Annotated in this window: 5 protein-coding genes; 4 read left to right on the forward strand and 1 reads right to left on the reverse strand. The window is 34.0% G+C overall.

Translation table 11 applies throughout. From position 1 onward, the window contains the following. The 4 genes from AOG55_RS06760 to pyk all read left to right on the forward strand — a co-directional run. Window positions 1-723 (forward strand): RNA-guided endonuclease InsQ/TnpB family protein (locus AOG55_RS06760; RefSeq protein WP_156318794.1); only part of this gene is annotated, 723 nt, incomplete at its 5' end. 29 nt (window positions 724-752) lie between these two features. Further along, on the forward strand, window positions 753-890 hold the full coding sequence (locus tag AOG55_RS09190) for a CopG family ribbon-helix-helix protein (RefSeq protein ID WP_084802321.1): 138 nt from the start codon (window positions 753-755) through the stop codon (window positions 888-890). A gap of 45 nt (window positions 891-935) precedes the next feature. Then, window positions 936-1,550, forward strand: a complete 615-nt coding sequence (locus AOG55_RS06765) for a thiamine phosphate synthase (protein WP_048100773.1) — start codon at window positions 936-938, stop codon at window positions 1,548-1,550. A gap of 83 nt (window positions 1,551-1,633) precedes the next feature. After that, a complete protein-coding gene (pyk, locus tag AOG55_RS06770; protein ID WP_055041068.1) occupies window positions 1,634-3,307 on the forward strand; it encodes a pyruvate kinase in 1,674 nt (557 codons plus the stop codon). 13 nt (window positions 3,308-3,320) lie between these two features. Here the strand turns inward: pyk and AOG55_RS06775 are convergent, their stop codons facing one another. Further along, entirely contained in the window at window positions 3,321-4,802 is a 1,482-nt protein-coding gene (locus tag AOG55_RS06775; protein WP_048100775.1) for a D-glyceraldehyde dehydrogenase, read from the reverse strand. Between the last annotated feature and the right edge of the window lie 119 nt (window positions 4,803-4,921).

The following is a 4,921-nucleotide window of genomic DNA, read 5'->3' on the forward strand; positions in this document are numbered from 1 at the left end:
GTATCAGTTGATTTGGGAATTAAAAATCAATTAACATTGTCCAATGGTTTAATAATAAATTATGGCATACCAAAATCCAAAAGAGAAAAAAGAATTCAGAGAAGATTATCTAAAAAAATAAAAAACTCCAATAACTATTATAAACTAAAAAATAAATTAAATATAGAGCAGACAAAAAACGCTAATAAAAGAAAGGATACAGTAAATAAAATAGTCCATTATCTATCATCAAACTATGATATAGTAATAACACAGGATGATAATATTAATTCATGGAAGCATCTCTTTGGCAAGAGAACAGAATCCACCAATATGGGTGGAATTAAGGAGGCACTTAAACATAAGGCCTCAACATTTATATTACTGGATAGGTTCCTGCCAACAACCAAGGAATGCTCCAAATGCCATAATAAATACAATATAAATTTAAATGATAGAATATATAAATGCCCTAATTGTGGATTTATAATTAATAGGGATTATAATTCAACATTAAATGATCTATATTATGGAATTATAAAAATAAATGAACTATTAAGAAATAAATATAATAAATTAAAAAGATATTTTAATGAACTTAATTTAAATATAAATGTACCTGTGGAGCATAGGGAATTTACGCCTGTGGAGACCTTCACCTCTGTCCCTGAAGGGATTAATATAAGCCCGCATGTAAGGATAAGTGTGGTCAATGAATCAGGAAGCCTCATTGCCTTGGCATGAGGTAGCTCACATCCTACACAACAATTAAGGTGCCAGATGAGTTATTGAAAGAAATAGAAAAACTGATAAAAGATCATCCTGAACTTGGTTATAGAAACAGGTCAGAGTTTATTATAGAAGCTATTAGGGATAGAATTATTTTATTGAAAAAAAGCTCTAATTCATAATTCTTCTGCGAAAACTATAATTATATTAATTTTATAATTAAACTTATGAAATCTATTTCCGGCCTTTATCTTGTGACATATAATTATAATAAGCCTAACCTGCTAAACATTATAGAGGATTCACTTAATGGTGGGGTTGATATAGTTGAATACATGGACACATCAGGAAAAAACATTGATTATGGTAAAAAAATCAGAAAACTTTGTGATGATTATGGCAAAAAACTCACAGTATTTAATGATATAAGTTTAATGGATAACATAAATGCCGATGGCATACATTTTGCATCCAATACTGAAATAGAAAAAATTAGAGAATACAGGTCTAAATATAAAAATAAAATTTTTGGCATATCTGTACACTGCTCAAGGGAAATGGCCCTCAAATATCAGGATTATGTTGATTATATAAGCACAGGTTTATGCTTTAAAAGTGAATCAAATAAGAACGCCGAAATATGCTGTCTTGATTTATTAAAAAATATGGACGGCATTCATGTGCCTGTTTTTGCCGTTGGTGGTATAAATGACAAAAATATAGATGAGATTTTAAGGTATCCTGTCAGTGGCGTGGTTGTTGTTTCATACATAATGAACAGTTCAAATCCAAAAATGGCTGCAAAGAAACTAAAAGAAAAATTAAAACTTGCCGGCCTGTAAAATTAATAATTTATTATATAACCTATTTATCTTATATACTGGCTATTGGATAAATATTAATATGGATGTTACAATAAATTGTTATGCCAAAGACTAAAATTGTGGCCACAATAGGTCCTGCGAGTTTTAATGAAAATATATTAAAAAATATGGCCAGAAAAGGTTTATCAGTTATAAGGATAAACACAGCGCACATTGAACCTGGCTATATATTAAGTGTCAGCAAGCTTTTAAATAAAATAAATTCCGACCTAAATACCAAAATAGGCATTATGGTTGACCTTAAGGGCCCGGAACTTAGAACAGGTTTATTCAAGAGCGGTTATATAAATATAGAGGCAGGTAAAAATTATGTTATATCATCTGCAAATACAAATGCGGATATAACATTAAACCATGATATTACAAAATATATAGATGAGGAAACTGTAATTGCAATAAATGATGGAAAAATTCATTTTAAGGTACTCTCTGTAAAAGATAATGATATTACCACCACGGCATTAGATTCAGGAATTATTCACGATACATCAAGGGTTAATATCCCTGGCAGATATATAGATCTTGGGACAATAACAGAAAGAGATAAAATTTTTATTGGGGAGGGAATAAAGTCCGGGGCAACATTTTATGCACTTTCATTTGTCCAGCAGAAGGAAAATGTATACGATCTTCAGGATTATATATATGAGTCCGGCAGTTCAGCCAGCATTGTAAGCAAGATAGAAACAAAAAAGGGATATGACAATATAGAATCCATTGTTAATGCCTCTGATTTTATAATGGTTGCCAGGGGAGACCTTGGCGTGGAACTTCCTTTAAAGGAGGTTGCCATGGCCCAGAAGAAAATTATTATGGAATCACACAGAAAGGCTGTGCCAACAATAGTTGCCACACAGATGCTTGAATCAATGGTAAATGCCGATTCGCCAACAAGGGCAGAGGTTTCAGATGTTACAAATGCAATTCTGGATGATACAGATGCCTTAATGCTTTCAGAGGAAACTGCAATAGGGAAATATCCTGTGGAGGCAGTTTCATACCTGAGCGACATATCAGAATTTGTTGAGTCCCATAAGTTAAGTTTTTCAGAACCAGAAACGATATTTACGGACCGCCTTGCCTTCTCAATATCTCTCGGGTTAAGGCGTATAGTTGAGGGCGTGGATATAAACTCAATTATAGCACTGACAAAATCAGGTCATACTGCAAGAATAATTTCATCAATAAGGCCAGAACAGGATATATACGCTGTGGTAACTTCCGAAAATCTGGCAAAGGCATTAAATCTGCTTCGTGGGGTTATACCTGTGGTGGTTCCCAAGAATTACGTGAACTCAAATAATATTTATGATATTATTAACGAACTATCCTCCAAGAATATTCTCAGGGCAGGGCAAAAAACCATTGTTATATCTGGATCACCATCGCTTATATTTGGTGGAACAAATGATATTAAGGTGCTAAATATAGGCGCATTTCTGGGCAGGGGCTATGCTGTTGGAAAAAGTATAAAGGGGAAAATTAACACTGGCAATGGTTCAGGGAATATTCTTATAGCAGATTCATATGATAAGAATGCAGAATATACAAAATTTGATGCTGTTATATTCAGGTCATGTGTGAGCGAAAGAATAAAGGATTATTTCATTAATAATAACATCACACTTGTTTATAATACAGAATTCAGCAGCAATATTATACCTGACATGGAAATAAATGTTGATTCAGATACCGGTATAATTACATATATATAAATATATAAAAAATTTATAAATTATCAAAGAGGGAATCCCTTACAGTATTTATTTTGAGGTCTCCTCTGGAATAGTCAATATATACATTTTTTACTTTAAGGTATTCATTAATACCAAAAATGCTCCCCTCACCTGCCTGTCCTGTCATCCTGAAACCTGTATGGTATCCCTGTGACGCCTCAGGGCCTGGCATATTAATATAAAGTTCTCCAAATCTTATTTTTTCTGAGGCCTCAAGCATTAATTCTGGGTCTTCTGTGAATAAATAAGAAGCCAGTCCGTATTTTGAATCATTTGCCTTTCTATAAAGTTCATCTGTTGTTGAGATTTTTTCGGTTCCTATAACAGGTCCAAAAATTTCCTCCTGGAATATTGGAGAGTCCTGGTTAACATCCTCAATAACCGTGGGTTCAAAGAAGTAGCCATTCCTATATGGTTCCTCAAGATTTGGTACATTTCCGCCTGTAAGTATTTTGTACCCGCTTTCCTTGGCATTCTCAACAACGCTTTGAATATTTTTAAGTGCGGACTTATTTATTAATGGTCCGAGGTCAGCTGTTTCTGGATTGCCTATTTTAATTCTTTTTGTGACCTCCAGGAATTTTTTCATGAACTCATCATATATATCCTCGTGAATGTAAAGCCTTTCAGCTGCAATGCATGATTGTCCCACATTAAGATATTTTGCCCATGTAATGCATTTGAGTGTCCTCCTTATATCTGCATCCTTCCAGACTATGAAAGGTGCCTTACCACCAAGCTCCAGTATAAGCTTGGCCATGTTATTTGATGCATTCTGCATTATTTTCTGGCCTGTGGATGTTGACCCGGTCATTGTTACAAGTGAAACCTTTTTATGCTGAACTATGTAATCACCAATTTCTGACCCCTTTCCTGTAATAAGATTTAAAACACCCTTTGGGACACCTGCCTCAATAAATTTTTTTACAATCCATGCAGCTGTTAACGGTGTGTCAGAACTGGGCTTTAATACTATTGTATTTCCTGTTAAAAGTGCGGGTGCGAGTTTTCTTGCAACCATTGCTGCAGGGAAATTCCAAGGTGTAATTGCAACCACAACACCGTAGGGAACCTTATACTGGAATATCTTTCTTTTTGAATTTGTACCCTCAACTATTTGGCCTGTAAGTTTTCTTTCAAATTCTGCATAATAGTTTATCTGATCAAGTACGCCGTCTACCTCATCTGAAGCCTCTCTCTTTATCTTCCCGACCTCAAGCATTAATAAATTCTCAAGCTCTTCCCTGTTCTGGGCTATGAGATGTGCTGCCTTAAACAATATCTTTGCACGCTCAGAGGTCCCAAGATTATACCACCCCTCAAACGAATCCTCTGCCGCATCAACTGCATCATCAACATCTGTCTTTGTTGCTGCTGGAAATGTATCTATAACCTGGCCATTTGCAGGATTATATTTATTTAAAACATCCTTGCTTGATGAATCCCTCCACTCACCATTTATATATATCTGCATAAGTTTTTATTACTATTCAATATAAAAACGTTTATATAAACATAAAAATGTTGAGGTTACTTTTCTTTTATTAATGTTTATATTAATGCATAGATAATAAAATATTTTGATTAAATTAA

The organism is Acidiplasma cupricumulans (assembly GCF_001402935.1).
GTDB classification, from domain to species: domain Archaea; phylum Thermoplasmatota; class Thermoplasmata; order Thermoplasmatales; family Thermoplasmataceae; genus Acidiplasma; species Acidiplasma aeolicum.